This window comes from Mesorhizobium sp. HAY1-8B, from assembly GCF_056868045.1.
Genome location: NZ_CP200321.1, coordinates 2844631 through 2858203, shown reverse-complemented (window position 1 = coordinate 2858203; position 13573 = coordinate 2844631). Strand labels below are relative to the sequence as shown.

Below are 13573 nucleotides of genomic sequence, written 5' to 3'. Positions count from 1 at the left end.
GATGTCACAGGACAGGCGCGGCGGCGGCCGCAGATCGAAGCTCGGGCGCAGCGGTGGCGGCATCGCGCAACTGCCGTGGCAGAGCGTCAAGAATCCCTATCCGCCCATGCAGCTTCTCGACGAAGAGCGGATGCAGCGACTGCACGACACCTCAATGCGCATCCTGTCCGAACTCGGCATCCGCGTCATGAGCGAGCGGGTGATGGACCTGTTCGCTTCCGCCGGCGCCATCGTCGATCGCGAAGAGAAGACCATCCGCATCGATGAGAGCCTGGTGCGCGAAGCGCTGCGGGCGGTGCCGTCCTCCTTCACGCTGACCAGCCGTAATCCCGAAAAGCAGGTCCATCTCGGCGGTAACTCGCTGGTCTTCGGCCTGGTGGCCGGCCCGCCCAACGTACATGACCGCATCAACGGCCGACGTCAGGGCAATCTTGCCGACTACCAGAACTTCATCCGGCTGGCGCACCACTTCAACGCCATCCACATCATCGGCAACCAGGTGGTGGCGCCGATGGAGCTGCCGGCGAATGCGCGCCATCTCGACACCTACCATGCCAATCTGACGCTGAGCGACCTCTCCTTCCACTGCACCGCGATCGGCCGCTCGCGAGCCATGGACGGCATCAACATGATGGCGATCGCGCGCGGCATCTCCGTCGAGGAGATGCGCGCCTCGCCTGGCGTGACCACGATCATCTCGATCAACTCGCCGCGCCTGTTCGACGACGCGATGGCGGAGGGCCTGATCGCCATGGCGGAGCACGGCCAGCCGGTGACCGTCACGCCTTTCACGCTGATGGGCGCGATGACGCCGGTGACGCTGGCCGCCGCACTCTGCCAGCAGAACGCGGAGGCGCTGTTCGGCGTGGTCCTGACCCAGCTCGTCAATCCCGGCACGCCGGTGATGTATGGCGCCTTCACCTCCAATGTCGACATGAAGTCGGGCGCGCCGGCCTTCGGCACGCCCGAGAATGCCAAGGCCAACATCATCGCCGGCCAGTTGGCGCGGCGCTACAACCTCCCCTATCGCACCTCAAATGCGAATGCCTCGAACGTGGTTGATCTGCAGGCCGCCTACGAAACCGAGATGGCGACGTGGGGCGCGGTGCTCGGCGGCGCCAATCTGATCTACCATGCGGCAGGCTGGCTGGAGGGCGGGCTGACAGCGTCCTATGAAAAGCTCGTGCTGGACGTCGAGATCCTGCAGAACATGATGGAATTCCTGCGGCCGCTGCCGTTCCAGGAAGACGACCTGGGCTTCGAAGCGATCAAGTCGGTGCCGGCCGGCGGCCATTTCTTCGGCGCCGAGCACACCATGTCGCGCTATACCACCGCCTTCTACCAGCCGATGCTCTCCAACTGGCAGAACCATGGCGCCTGGGAGGAGGCCGGCGGCAAGGATGCGCTGGAGCGGGCGACGGAGCTCTGGCAGCAGGCGCTGCACGATTACGAAGAACCGGTGATGGACCCCGCGATCCGCGAGGAACTCGACGCCTATGTCGCGCACCGCCGCGAGGAGATCGCCGCCAATCCGGAAGGTTAGGACCTCTGCCCCATGCACTATGATCTCGTCATCCGTCACGCGACGCTGATCGCCGGCGACGGCTCGAAACCTTTCGAGGCCGACATCGCCGTCACCGGGGACAGGATCGCCGCCATCGGGCGGCTGGACGACGCACAGGGCATCGAGGAGATCGATGCCAGGGGCAAGGTGGTCGCGCCCGGCTTCATCGACGTGCACACCCATGACGACGGCGCGCTGCTGGCGCCCCGCGGCATGGATCCGAAGATCAGCCAGGGCGTGACGACGGTGATCGCCGGCAATTGCGGCGTCAGCCTGGCGCCGCTGCTTCTCGACAGGACGCCACCGCCGCCCTTCACGCTGGTCGGCGGCCGCGAGAATTTCCGCTTCGATCGCTTTGCCGACTATGTCGCCGAGCTCAAGCGGCGCGGTATCGCAACGAACGCGGCTCTATTGGTCGGGCACACCACTTTGCGCCAGCGCTGCATGCCGGTGACCGACCGTCCGGCCAACGAAACGGAGACGGCGGCGATGCAGGAGGCGGTCGCCGAGGCGATGGCCGAAGGAGCCTTCGGCCTCAGCACCGGGCTCGACTATCCGCCGGCGGTGAAGTCCTCGACCGAGGAGGTCAAGGCGCTCGCAGCCATGGCGGCCGGCCTCGGCGGCCCCTATGTCACCCACACACGCAACTATTTCGAGACGATGGACGAGGCGATCGAGGAAGCGATCGACATTGCCGATCATGCCGGCGGCAAGCTGTTCATCTCGCACCATCAGTGCACCGGCCGCGCCAATTTCGGCAAGAGCCGTCCGTCACTGGAAAGGATCGACCGGGCGCGCGAGACGATGGACATCGGCCTGGATGTCTATCCCTATGCCGCAAGCTCTACCGTGCTTCGCCTGGAACGTTGCGACACCGGGTTGAAGATCCTCGTCACATGGTCCGATCCGCATCCCGAGATGGCCAGGCGCGAGATCGCCGACATTGCGCGAGAATGGAATTGCAGCGAGCGGAAGGCGGGTGAGCGCCTGCTGCCGGCCGGTGCCGTCTATTTCCAGCTCGACGAGGCGGATGTGCGCAACATCATCGCCCATCCGCGCACCATGATCGGCTCGGACGGCCTGCCGCACGATATCCGCCCGCATCCGCGCCTGTGGGGCACCTTTCCGCGCGTGCTCGGCCATTATGCCAGGGATGTCGGCTTGTTCAGCCTGGAGGAGGCCGTGTTCCGGATGACCGGTCTGCCCGCGAAGGAATTCGGCATCGCGCAACGCGGGCTGCTCGTCGAAGGCAATTTCGCCGATCTCGTCGTCTTCGATCCCGACACGATCATCGACACCGCCACGTTCGAGGAGCCGCGTCGGCCCGCCGCCGGCATCGAGCATGTCTTCGTCAACGGCGTATCGGTATGGCGCGGCGGCAGGGCGACCGGCGCACTGCCTGGCACGGTCCTCAAGCCCTCGGCCTCAAGGGTCGTCAGGGGCGCATGCGGCTGCGGCGCCGATCACAGAGCCTCGTAAATCCGGTCCACCGTTTCGAGCGTGTAGACGAATTCCACCGGCCGCGTGCAGCGCCAGCCGTCGAAGGGTTGGCCACCGAGCGCCTTCAGCGCCTCGGGCAGGCGAAGAATGCCGCCGCCATAGAGCCGGTTGGCCATGTCGAGCATGCCGGTACGGTGCATGGCTTCGCTCATGCTGCCGCAGGCATCCTTGACCAGCCAGACCCTGAAACCCTGGTAGACCGCGTCGAACACGCTCTCGGTCACGCAACTGTCGGTCAGCACGCCGGTTACGATCAGGTTCTCGACCTTAAGGTCGGCAAGCCGTTTTGAAAGATCGGTGCGGCGAAAGGCACTCGGCCAGTGCTTGTGGATGACGATGTCACCGGGCAGCGCCGCCACTTCTGCGCAGATCGCCGCGCCATCGCTGCCGGCCACGGCGGAGCGGAATTCCTCGGTCAGGATCTCCTCCTGCCGCGCATAGCCGTCGCGTTCCTCCGGCTTCACCCAGGCCTGCGCATGGATGACCGGCACGCCCGCCGCACGAGCGCCCGCGATCAGCGTGGCGGCATTGGCGAGCACGGCGTCATAGCCGATCACCGGCCAGGCCGCACCGGGGCGGTATTCGTTCTGCAAATCGATGGAGAGCAGGGCTGTCGCGGCAAGGTTCATGGCTGTCCCAGGGGATTGTCGAAGTCGGTGACGAAACGGAAAAGAAGACGGATAGCTTGATCGAGGTCGGCGATTTCCATCGCTTCATGCGGGTTGTGGCTGCCGTTCTCGTTGCGAACGAAGACCATGGCGGTAGCAATGTCGGCGCCGGCAAAGGTGGCCGCGTCATGCCCCGCCCCGCTCGGCACATGCGGCGCCCGCATCTGCAGTTCGGTGGCAGCGCGGTCCAGCCTCGCGATCAGAGCCGGCGACATGGTCGCCGGCTCCCAGGTGAAACGTGGCCCGGCCTCGAAGCTGACGCCGCGTTTCGTGCCGACTTCGCCGAAGAGCGCGTGCAGCCTTGCGTCGACCCGTTCAAGAACAGCAGCCTCGGCGCTGCGCACATCGAGCGTGAAGCGGAGTTCGCCCAGGACGCGGCTGCCGCCGTGCTGGCTCGGATCGGATTCCACCCGACCGAAGGTGATGGTGGCCTCATGGCCCTCACGCTCGAGCGCGTCCCACTCCGCTTCAAGGCCGGCGACCAGATCGGCAAAGCCGAGCACGCTGTCATGGCGGGCAAAGCGCGGCTCGGCGCCGGAATGCGCGTAGGCGCCAAGGCATTTCGCATCGACATAGCGGAATCCCCCGGCAATACCGGTGACGATGCCGACCGGCGCGCCGGATTCGACAAGGCGCGGTCCCTGCTCGATATGCACTTCGACGAAAGCCGCGATGCGGCCGGCATCGATGCCCGGCACACCACGCCGCACGGCATCGGGGTCGAAGCCTTCATCACGCATGTGATCCGCAAGCGTGCGTCCGCTGTCCGACCGCTTCGCGTCCAGCGCCGCCGGCTCCAGCAGCCCAAGTGCGGCCTGGCTGCCGGGATAGGACAACGGAAACCACACCGCTTCCTCGGCGCGCATCGCCAGCACGACAAGATCGCGCGGCATTTGGATGCCTTGCCCGACCAGTTCGGCCATTACCGCCAGCCCGGCCACGACGCCCGCGGCGCCGTCGAAATTGCCACCATGCGGCACACTGTCGAGATGCGAACCGACGACGATCGCCGGCAGGTCGGGGTTGTAGCCTTTCAGCGTCAAATAGAGGTTGCCGGCGGCATCGACACGCGCCGTCGCGCCGAGCTTTTCCGCTTCGTCGCGCACGAGATCGTGGGCGAAGCGTTCACCGGGTCCATAGGCGATGCGCGTGATCCCCGGCGCATCGGTGGTGGCGTGCGCAAGCCTCTCCAGCAGATGCCCGGCCAGCCTGCCGCCGGCCGTGAGGGAGGCATCGCTCATGACGCAACCTGCGTGGCTTGGGACTCGACGTTGCGCAGCCGGTGTGGCGTGAGATCGTCCATCGACACGCCCTGCCTTGCGACATCGTCTGGAAAGCCCTTGCCCGCGATCAGGCTGGCGCAGATGCGCGACAGCGCCGGCGAGGTCTTGATGCCGTAGCCGCCCTGCCCGACCAGCCAGACGAAATCCGGGACCTCGTCATCCGGTCCTACCACCGGTGACCCATCGGCGACGAAGGTCCGCAAGCCCGCCCATGAGCGCGACACGCGGTGCACTTCGATCGTCGTCGCCCGTTCGAGACGCTCAGCACCGATCGCCACATCGATATCCTCGGCATAGGCATCCATCGGCGCTGAGAGCGTCGCATCGGCAGGCGAGACGAACAACTGCCCTGCATCCGGCTTGAAATAGAATTCGGCGCCGACATCGTTGACCAGCGGCCACTCGGTGATGTCGACACCGGCGGGCGCCGGGATGTTGAAGGCGGTGCGGCGCTTCGGCTGCAGGCCGATTGGGCGTACCCCGGCCATGACGGCGATCTCGTCACCCCAGGCACCGGCGGCATTGACGATCTGTGAAGCAAGGAATGTTCCTGCCGGGGTTTCGACCCGCCATTGGCCGCCTTGCCGACCGATGGCGTTGACGCCGGCATTGGTGACGATCCTGGCGCCATGCGCACGTGCGCCGCGCAAGAAACCCTGATGCAGGCCGTTCACATCGATGTCCATCGAATGCGGTTCGATATAGGCGCCGGCGAGATAGTCCGCGCGCAGCACCGGCACGCGCGCAATCGCCTCGGCTTGTGTCATGGCGGCGATCGACGGGACCAGCGCCCGCGCGGCCTCGAGATCCTGAGCCAGGAGATCGAGCTGATCGGCGCGCGCCACGGTGATCATGCCGCGTTTGCTGAGAAGCGGATAATCCGTGAAGCCAGCCGGCGGTTCGGTCAGGAAAGACCGGCTCGCCAGCACGATCCGGCGGATGATGCCGTTGCCGTAGTTTTCGGTAAAGCTCGCCGCCGAGCGGCCGGTGGTGTGGTAGCCGCAATGGCTTTCCCGCTCGAGCACGACCACCTTGGCGGAGCGGGAGATCTCGAAGGCAGCGCCGGCGCCGGCCATGCCGCCGCCAATGATGATGATTTCGGTTTGCTCGGCGGCACTCATATCAACTCATCCTTCAACACGATCGCACAGCCTTGCTTTCACGCGGCACGGCAGGCGGCTCGCCCAGACGTCCGCGCCGGGCGCGGTCGCGGGCGCCGCGCCCCTCGGCCAGATTCTCGGCCAACGAATTCTGCGCAGCGCAATCCTCAAGTGCGAGGTCGGTGACAAAAGGCATCGGCTTGCCGGCGATAGCCATGCCTTTCAGCCGCGCCCAGACGGCGCGCCGCTTGCGCACCTGGTGCGACTGCAATTCGCTGATTTCGGCCATATTGGTTTCCCGCTTAATCTCCAGCGCGCCGGCTTCGACCGCCGCGTCGAACAACTCAAGGCCGCGCCTTGTGCGCACGATGATGCCGTTGAGCGCCTCGTCCTCGACCGCCGGCCCGCCGTTCAACCAGGCGTCATGAACCGCTATATCCGCCACCTGGCCGATCGCGTCCGGGCAGATCTTGCAGCGCGGCTGGATCATCCATTTGTCCTCGTCTTCCCACAGCTGCCGATAGGTGAGTTCGAAGGCGCGCCCGTCGCTGGTTTCGATTCGGTTGAGGCCGGGATTACCGTGACCTCGATAGCGGAACAATTTGAGCTCATCCTCGCCGAGGTCGAAGCGCTGCAACGCCTGTTCCGATTTCGACAAATCCGAGGCGCCGCCGCAGACGAAGGCCAAGGCATATCGCATCAAATCATCGACGCGGGGATCGAGCCGCGCCAGGTTGCGAACGGCGGTAATGTCGCAAGGCTTGGCGATCAGCGCGAAGGGCTCGCCGCGATCGAGGATTTCGCCGAAATCCACCAGGGCTGCAGCCGGGCCATAGCGTGAGCCGGCGCCCTCAAGCACCGAAGCGGCATCAAAGCTAAGCCGGCGCTCGCTGCGCATCGGCTGGGAATGCGACGCGGCGACATGCAGCACGAACTTGACGCGTCCGGAGCTCAGCAGGAATTGGCCAAGCGCGGTCAGCACCCCGCCTCCCGAGCCGACAAACCGCACCGTGGAATCTCCCGCGCGGCCGAGCACAAGCCGTTCGGCAGGGCCCCAGACGGTGTCCGTCAACGCGGCATTGCTTGCCTGCGCCGGCGGCGGACCGGCGATGCGCGTTCCCGGACAGACGGCGTTGATCAGCATCAGCGTCGACCTGTCCAATGCCTGGTTCGCCACCGGCCGCTCGCGCCCCTCCGGCGTCATCACCATCTCGACCGCGCCGGGACCGGCGATCGATCGGCAGAGGCCGCAGCCAATGCAAAGACCGTTCTCGACGATCTCGCTCAGCGAAAGTGGATCGGTCGAGAGCATCATCGTGGCTTGGCTATGGCTGGCTTCGATCAGGCCCATCTCGTTTCGATCTCAGACCGGTTCCGAAATACGCCGGTACTGATCGGGGCGGCGGTAGAGCGCGAAGTTGAAATTCACCTTCCGGCAGGTCTCGATCAGGTCGAGGTCAGCGCGATGGACGATGATCTCGTCGCCGAGCGACATCGCCTGCGCGGCAATCTCGCCGGTCGGCGCAATGATGCAGGAGCCGCCGATCAGTGCTTGGCCGTCTTCCAGCCCAGCCTTGGCGGCGGCCGCCACCCACAGCGTGTTCTGATAGGCGCCGGCCTGCATCGGCAGATGGTTGTGGAACATCCTGAGATGCGCCAGCGCCGGCGCTTCGTCCAGCAGCAGCGGCGTGTTGTAGCCGAGCAGCACGACCTCGGCGCCGTTGAGGCAAAGCATGCGGTAGGTTTCGGGCCAGCGGCGGTCATTGCAGATCGCCATGCCGACGCGGACGCCGCGATAGTCGAAGACCGGGAAGCCGAGATTGCCGGGCTCGAAATAGCGCCGCTCCAGATGCGTGGTGGTGCCTTCCTCCGGCTCGCTGGACCCCGGCACATGCATTTTGCGGTAGCGGCCGATGAAGCGCCCATCCGGACCGACAAGGTCCATGGTGTTGAAATGACGCGTGCGACCGTCTTCCCTGGTAATCTCGCAATAGCCGAGCGCGAAGCCGACCTTGAGGCGCGCGGCGGCATCATAGAGGCGCTGCGTTTCGGGGCCTGGCATCGATTGTTCGAAGAAGGCGTCGATCTCAGCCTGATCGTCGATGCGCCAGCGCGGGAAGAAGGTGGTCAGCGCCATCTCGGGGAACGCCACAATCTCCGCACCCGCGGCCGTGGCCTGTTTCAGCAAGTGGACGAGGCGATCGACGGTTTCGGCACGCGAGGCGCTGCGCTGGATCGGTCCGGTCTGGGCGACCGCTATGGTCAGGCATCGAGCCATGGCGTCGTCTCCTCGACTGGTTTTCCCGAGCGGGCCGGATCAGCCGCGCTGCGCTCCACGAATTGTCCGAACCCAGGCTGTACCCGCAGCACGCCGTCGGCGACCACCGGCACGCCGCGCACCAGCACGGTGGTCGGCTTGCCGGTGACGCTCCTGCCCTCATAGGGGGTGAAGTCGACGCGCGAATGCAGGGCCGAATGACCGAGCGTCCAGGCCGCCGTGGGATCCCATAGCGCCAGATCGGCATCGAGGCCGATCGCTATCCGGCCCTTGGCGTGGGCCAGGCCATAGATCGCCGCTGCATTGCGCGAGGTGAGATCGAGATAGCGCTCCAGCGTCAGCCGGCCGGAGAGCAGTCCTTCAGAGAAGAGCAGCGGCAGACGAGTCTCGATGCCTGGGATGCCGCTTAGCGTGGTGGTGAAACCGGGCGTCCGCGATCGTGCGATCTTGTCGGCGAAGAAATAGGGCGAATGGTCGGAGGACCAGAGATCGATGCCGCCATCGACAAGCGCTTGCCACAGATGGTCATGGCTACGCGGCGAACGCGGCGGCGGTGAAAAGACGAAACGCGCCGCATCCAGGGCCGGCCGGTCGAGATCGGCGGCGCCGATGAACAGATATTGTGGACAGGTCTCGGCGATCGCATCCACACCACGAGCCCGCGCCCGCGCCACCTCCTCGGCCGACTGCCAGGAGGAGACGTGGACGATGGTCATGCGCGCGCCTGTCATTTCGGCGAAGGCCAGCGCACGATGCGTGGCCTCGCGCTCCATCGTCTCGCTGTGGGCAACGACATGGTAGCGCATGTCGGTTCGGCCGAGATCGATCAGCCTCTGGCGCGTGCGCCGGATGGCGGCATCGTTCTCGGCATGGACCATGACGATCCAGCCAAGCCTGTGCGCGGTATCGAGTACCCTGAAGAAGAGATCGTCGTCGACCGCAAAACCCTGATAAGTCATGAACAGCTTGACCGAGGCGATGCCGCGTCCGGCGAGTTGCGAAAGCTGTTGCTCGACATCGGGGCCGGTGCCCATGGTCACCACCGCGTGCAGCCCGTAGTCGATCACCGCGCGCCCTGCGGCGCGATCGAGAGCGCGGTCCACGGCGCCAATCGTCGTCATGTCCGGACCCGGCATGCCGAAGGGGACGATGCATGTGGTGCCCCCGAAGGCCGCAGAGATGGTGCCGGACTCGAAATCATCGGCATTGCCGGCCCCGCCCCAGACCGGCTGGTCGAGATGGCAGTGGGCGTCGATGCCCCCGGGCATGACCCAACGACCGCCGGCACCAATCACGGATTTACCGGACAGGCCGGTCCCGATGGCGGCGATGCGGCCATCGTCGATGGCGATGTCGCATTCGGCCCAACCGTTGTCGAGCGCAACCCTTCCGCCTTTGATCACCAGCTCATGCATACGGTTTGCCCACCCCAATCGGTATCAGCCGACGGCCGCCGTGACCATGATCTCGACGCGATACTGATCACCCGCAAGTCGTGCCTCGACCGTCGCGCGCACCGGCATGGCGCTGCGGTCTATCCAGGCGTCCCATGCCGCATTCATCATCTCGAAGTCGGCGATGTCGCGCAGCCAGATCTGGGCGCTGAGAAGCTTCGACTTGTCGCTGCCGGCCTTGGCCAGAAGGGTATCGATCTTGGCGAAAATCTGCTTCGTCTGCGCGGTGGTGTCGCCGGAAAGGTCGTCCGCCGTCAGGCCGGAGACATAGACGGTGCCGTTGTAGCGCAGCACCCGACAGAAGCGTTGCCCGTTCTCAAGACGTTCGATCGTCATCCCCTGGTCTCCTCTCGATCTTCGGCGGGTGACCTATCGTAGGGAGCGTGCAAAAGGGCTGTAAAGCCTGTCGCACGGCGCAACGCCGTTTTCCGCCACCGGGATGGCCAAAAAAAATGACGCCATAGCCGTGTCAATCTTCGCTTGTGGCATGCATGGCGAGGTGTAGCTTACGTCTGGGAGAGCAGCCGCTGGCCGGCGTGACTGCCAAGGGGAGCCGTCGCAATGCATCAAAGTTCAGCGTCGGTCATTGACCCTGCTTGCGATCGCCGGCGCCTGTCCTAGCCGGCTGACGGCGGCATTCATGGGGTCGATCGCTCAATCCGCGATGCGCTTCTGGCGGAACGCCGAGCGCTCCCGCGCCACGCTGCCGATCATGGCAAGCGTCTGTCTCGCCTGCATCGGCAGCGCCATGCTGACGACCGCGGTCTCGTTCCATCTGGGCAAACCTGGCGTCGACCCCGACGTCGTGCAGATCGTGCTGACCGCCTATCCGGTCGGCTTCCTGATCGGATGCCTGATGACGCGTCCATTGGTCGCCCGCTATGGCCATGAGCGGACCTTCCTGCTGATCCTGACAACCGCGCTGCTGTCGGCCCTGGGCTTCATCTTCACCGACTTCATGCCGAGCTGGTTCTGCTTCCGCCTGCTTGGGGGCATGTCGATGGCCTCGATGTTCGTCGTCTGCGAGAGCTGGATCAATCTCTATGCCGAACAGCATAATCGCGGCGCGATGTTCTCGATCTACATGCTGACGACAGCGATCGCCGTGCTGCTCGGCCAGATATTGGTCGCGCTGGTCGGTCCGAAATCTCCGCATCTCTTTTTGGTGGCGACAGCAACGGTGCTTCTGGCCTTCGCGCCAAAGTTCGCGGGGCTACGCTGGCCGGCGCTGCCTTCGATGCCGGCCGATACGGCGCCCGCGCCCGGAGCGAAGGCAGACAGGCGGCTCGGACCGCTGGCGCTTTTCAGGCTGGCGCCGGTGACGGTCGTCGCCATTTTCCAGGCCGGCATCACCAACATGAACATCTTCGTGCTGACACCTCTTTACGGGACGCAGATCGGACTGTCAGCGGTGGCCACGGTCTGGCTGGTGACCACAATAAGCATCGCCGGCATGCTCGCGCAGACCCCGGTCGGCTGGCTGTCGGACCGGTTCGACCGCCGCCTGATGCTGCTCGTGCAAGGGTTGGTATCGGTGACGACCTGCGCCGCGATCGCATGGGTCGGGACCCTGTCGGTGCCGCTGCTGTTTGTGCTGTTCTTCCTCTATGGGGCCACGGCGCTGACGATCTATCCGGTGGCGATGGCCTTCGGCGCATCGCAGCTTCATAGCCGGCACATGGTCGCCGCGTCCGGCACGCTGCTCCTGCTCTACTCGATCGGCAATGTGGCGACGCCGGGCGTCGCCGCGGGGTTGATGGCGCATCTTGGCCCTCCCGCCATGTTCCTGCTGCTCGGCGGCGGCGCTGCACTGGTCACGCTCGCGGCCTGCTACAATCTTCTGCGCCGGCCGGTCACGGTGCCGGTCATGCAAAATGTCGAGGAACGGGCTTGAGGTCACGGCAATGAACCGATTGCAAGGCAGCGTTGTCCTGATCGCGGGCGCCGCAAGCGGCATTGGCGCCGCCATTGCCCGGCGGTGCGTCGCCGAGGGCGCCAGTGTGGTCTGCGCCGACTATGATCTCGCGGCGGCGACACAGCTTGCCGATACACTTGGTCTCTCGGCCACTGCCTGCCAATGTGACGTCACCGACATCGGTTCCGCCCGGGATGCCGTCGAATTCGCGAGACAAAAACTTGGCCGGCTGGACGGACTGGTGCACAACGCCGCCGCACCGTCGACGAACGCCACCGTCGTCGATCTTGACGAACAGTCCTGGCGCCGCGAACTCGATGTCAGCCTGACCGGTGCGTTCCTGATGAGCAAGTACGCGGTGCCGTTGATCGCGGCCAGCGGCGGCGGTTCGGTGGTGTTCATCGACTCGCAGTTCGGACGGGTCGCCACCACCAAGGCCGTCGCCTACTGTGCCGCCAAGGCGGGACTGATCCATCTCGCCAAGGCGATGGCGGTCGACCATGCGCCGGACAAGGTGCGCGTCAACAGCCTGTCGCCGGGCGCCGTGGCGACGACGCGCCTGTTGCGCAGATTTCCGGACTTCGAGGCCGCCACTGCAGGTCTTGGACCCGCCCATCTGCTCGGTCGCATCGCAGAGCCGGATGAAATCGCCGCCGCCGCGGCCTTCCTTCTGTCATCGGACGCGTCCTTCGTCACCGGATCCGACATGCTCGTGGATGGCGGCTATGCGACGCGCTGACTTCGTCTCTCTTCGTTCAGCTTCAAAGGAGTTCGCATGACGCTGCTCGTCACCGGTGGCACCGGCTTTGTCATGAGCGTGGTCGCACGCGCATGGCTGGATCGTGACCCGCAAGCCCGTGCCGTGATCCTCGACCGTTCCGGCCTCGACGCGGCGGCCGAAAGGCATTTCGCTCCGGTGCGCGATCGGCTCACGGTAATCGCCGCCGATGTGCTCGAGCCGAAGAGCTGGTCCGCGACGCTTGACGAGCAAGGCATCACGGCAATCGTGCATGGCGCGACGATCACGCCGATCTCGCGCGGCAGCGCCTCGGAGGCAAAACGCCAGCCGGAGGCCGAGGACCCTGCCCGCATCGTCGACGTCAATCTCATGGGCACCGTGCGGATGCTGGACTGGGCGCGCGAGAGACAGGGTCTCAAGCGCTTCGTCTATGTCAGCTCCGGATCCGTCTACCGCCACAACGGGCCCGACTGGAGCAGCGAGCCGCTGCCTGAAGACGGCTATGTCGCGCCGCTGACGCTCTACGGCATCTCGAAATTCGCCTCCGAAATGGTGACCAACCGCTATGCCGATCTGTTCGGCCTGTCGGCAGTCTCGGTGCGGCTTGCTTCCGTCTATGGCCCGATGGACCGCGCCACCGAGAGCCGCAACTTTCGCCATGTTCCCAACCGCGTCGCGCATATGGCCCTGGCCGGCGAGACGATCAGGCCGAACAGCCTGGAGCCGGTCGGTGACTACGCCGCCTCGACCGACGTTGCCGCCGCGATCCTCGCACTGATCGATGCGCCACGCCTCAATTACCGCCACTACAATATCGGCTCCGGCTCCAGCCAGACCATCGGCGAGATCATCGGCTGGGCAAGGGAACGCGTGCCCGGACTGAAAGTCGAGGTGACATCGGGAGAAGATGCCAACATCGTCCAGGATGTGAGCCTGAAAGGCGGCATGTGGGGCGCCTATGACATCGCCCGCATCCTGCGCGACACCACATGGCGGCCGCGTCCCGGCAAGGAAGCCTTCCACGCCTACATGGACTGGATAGCTGCCAACGAAACGAACTGAGAGGAAACTG

12 protein-coding genes are annotated in these 13573 nt (G+C 65.4%); 5 read left to right on the top strand and 7 right to left on the bottom strand.

The window, feature by feature from the left end:
- Nucleotide 1 precedes the first annotated feature (1 nt).
- Together AC1VON_RS13420 and AC1VON_RS13415 are read left to right on the top strand one after the other, a co-directional pair.
- Nucleotides 2-1543: a trimethylamine methyltransferase family protein gene (locus tag AC1VON_RS13420; protein ID WP_172351700.1), complete on the top strand. Its 1542-nt coding sequence runs from the start codon at nt 2-4 to the stop codon at nt 1541-1543.
- Between the two features lie 12 nt (nt 1544-1555).
- Nucleotides 1556-3043, top strand: a complete 1488-nt coding sequence (locus AC1VON_RS13415) for an N-acyl-D-amino-acid deacylase family protein (protein ID WP_483123273.1) — start codon at nt 1556-1558, stop codon at nt 3041-3043.
- Here AC1VON_RS13415 and AC1VON_RS13410 read toward each other — a convergent pair.
- The 7 genes from AC1VON_RS13410 to AC1VON_RS13380 are packed head-to-tail and all read right to left on the bottom strand — an operon-like array spanning nt 3028 to nt 10183.
- On the bottom strand, nt 3028-3693 hold the full coding sequence (locus tag AC1VON_RS13410) for a cysteine hydrolase family protein (RefSeq protein ID WP_483123270.1): 666 nt from the start codon (nt 3691-3693) through the stop codon (nt 3028-3030). The two genes, AC1VON_RS13415 and AC1VON_RS13410, sit on opposite strands and share 16 nt — an antisense overlap.
- Nucleotides 3690-4973: a Zn-dependent hydrolase gene (locus AC1VON_RS13405; RefSeq protein ID WP_483123267.1), complete on the bottom strand. Its 1284-nt coding sequence runs from the start codon at nt 4971-4973 to the stop codon at nt 3690-3692. Before AC1VON_RS13405 ends, AC1VON_RS13410 begins: the two co-directional genes overlap by 4 nt.
- Entirely contained in the window at nt 4970-6136 is a 1167-nt protein-coding gene (locus AC1VON_RS13400) for an NAD(P)/FAD-dependent oxidoreductase (RefSeq protein WP_483123265.1), read from the bottom strand. The genes AC1VON_RS13405 and AC1VON_RS13400 overlap by 4 nt, the downstream gene beginning before the upstream one ends.
- Nucleotides 6137-6149: 13 nt before the next feature.
- Nucleotides 6150-7466: a Coenzyme F420 hydrogenase/dehydrogenase, beta subunit C-terminal domain gene (locus AC1VON_RS13395; protein ID WP_483123262.1), complete on the bottom strand. Its 1317-nt coding sequence runs from the start codon at nt 7464-7466 to the stop codon at nt 6150-6152.
- A 12-nt stretch (nt 7467-7478) separates the two neighbouring features.
- Nucleotides 7479-8393, bottom strand: coding sequence for a nitrilase-related carbon-nitrogen hydrolase (locus AC1VON_RS13390; protein ID WP_483123260.1), 915 nt, complete (start codon nt 8391-8393; stop codon nt 7479-7481).
- Nucleotides 8378-9808, bottom strand: coding sequence for a dihydropyrimidinase (gene hydA, locus AC1VON_RS13385; protein WP_483123258.1), 1431 nt, complete (start codon nt 9806-9808; stop codon nt 8378-8380). The genes AC1VON_RS13390 and hydA overlap by 16 nt, the downstream gene beginning before the upstream one ends.
- A gap of 24 nt (nt 9809-9832) precedes the next feature.
- Entirely contained in the window at nt 9833-10183 is a 351-nt protein-coding gene (locus AC1VON_RS13380) for a RidA family protein (protein ID WP_056564911.1), read from the bottom strand.
- A 250-nt stretch (nt 10184-10433) separates the two neighbouring features.
- Between AC1VON_RS13380 and AC1VON_RS13375 the strand changes: the two genes are divergently transcribed.
- The 3 genes from AC1VON_RS13375 to AC1VON_RS13365 are packed head-to-tail and all read left to right on the top strand — an operon-like array spanning nt 10434 to nt 13563.
- The gene (locus AC1VON_RS13375) at nt 10434-11741 is read left to right on the top strand and encodes an MFS transporter (RefSeq protein ID WP_483123254.1); all 1308 of its coding nucleotides are present in this window, start codon (nt 10434-10436) and stop codon (nt 11739-11741) included.
- 10 nt (nt 11742-11751) lie between these two features.
- A complete protein-coding gene (locus AC1VON_RS13370; RefSeq protein WP_483123251.1) occupies nt 11752-12501 on the top strand; it encodes an SDR family NAD(P)-dependent oxidoreductase in 750 nt (249 codons plus the stop codon).
- A 36-nt stretch (nt 12502-12537) separates the two neighbouring features.
- Nucleotides 12538-13563: an NAD-dependent epimerase/dehydratase family protein gene (locus tag AC1VON_RS13365; protein ID WP_172351709.1), complete on the top strand. Its 1026-nt coding sequence runs from the start codon at nt 12538-12540 to the stop codon at nt 13561-13563.
- The last annotated feature ends 10 nt before the right edge of the window (nt 13564-13573 follow it).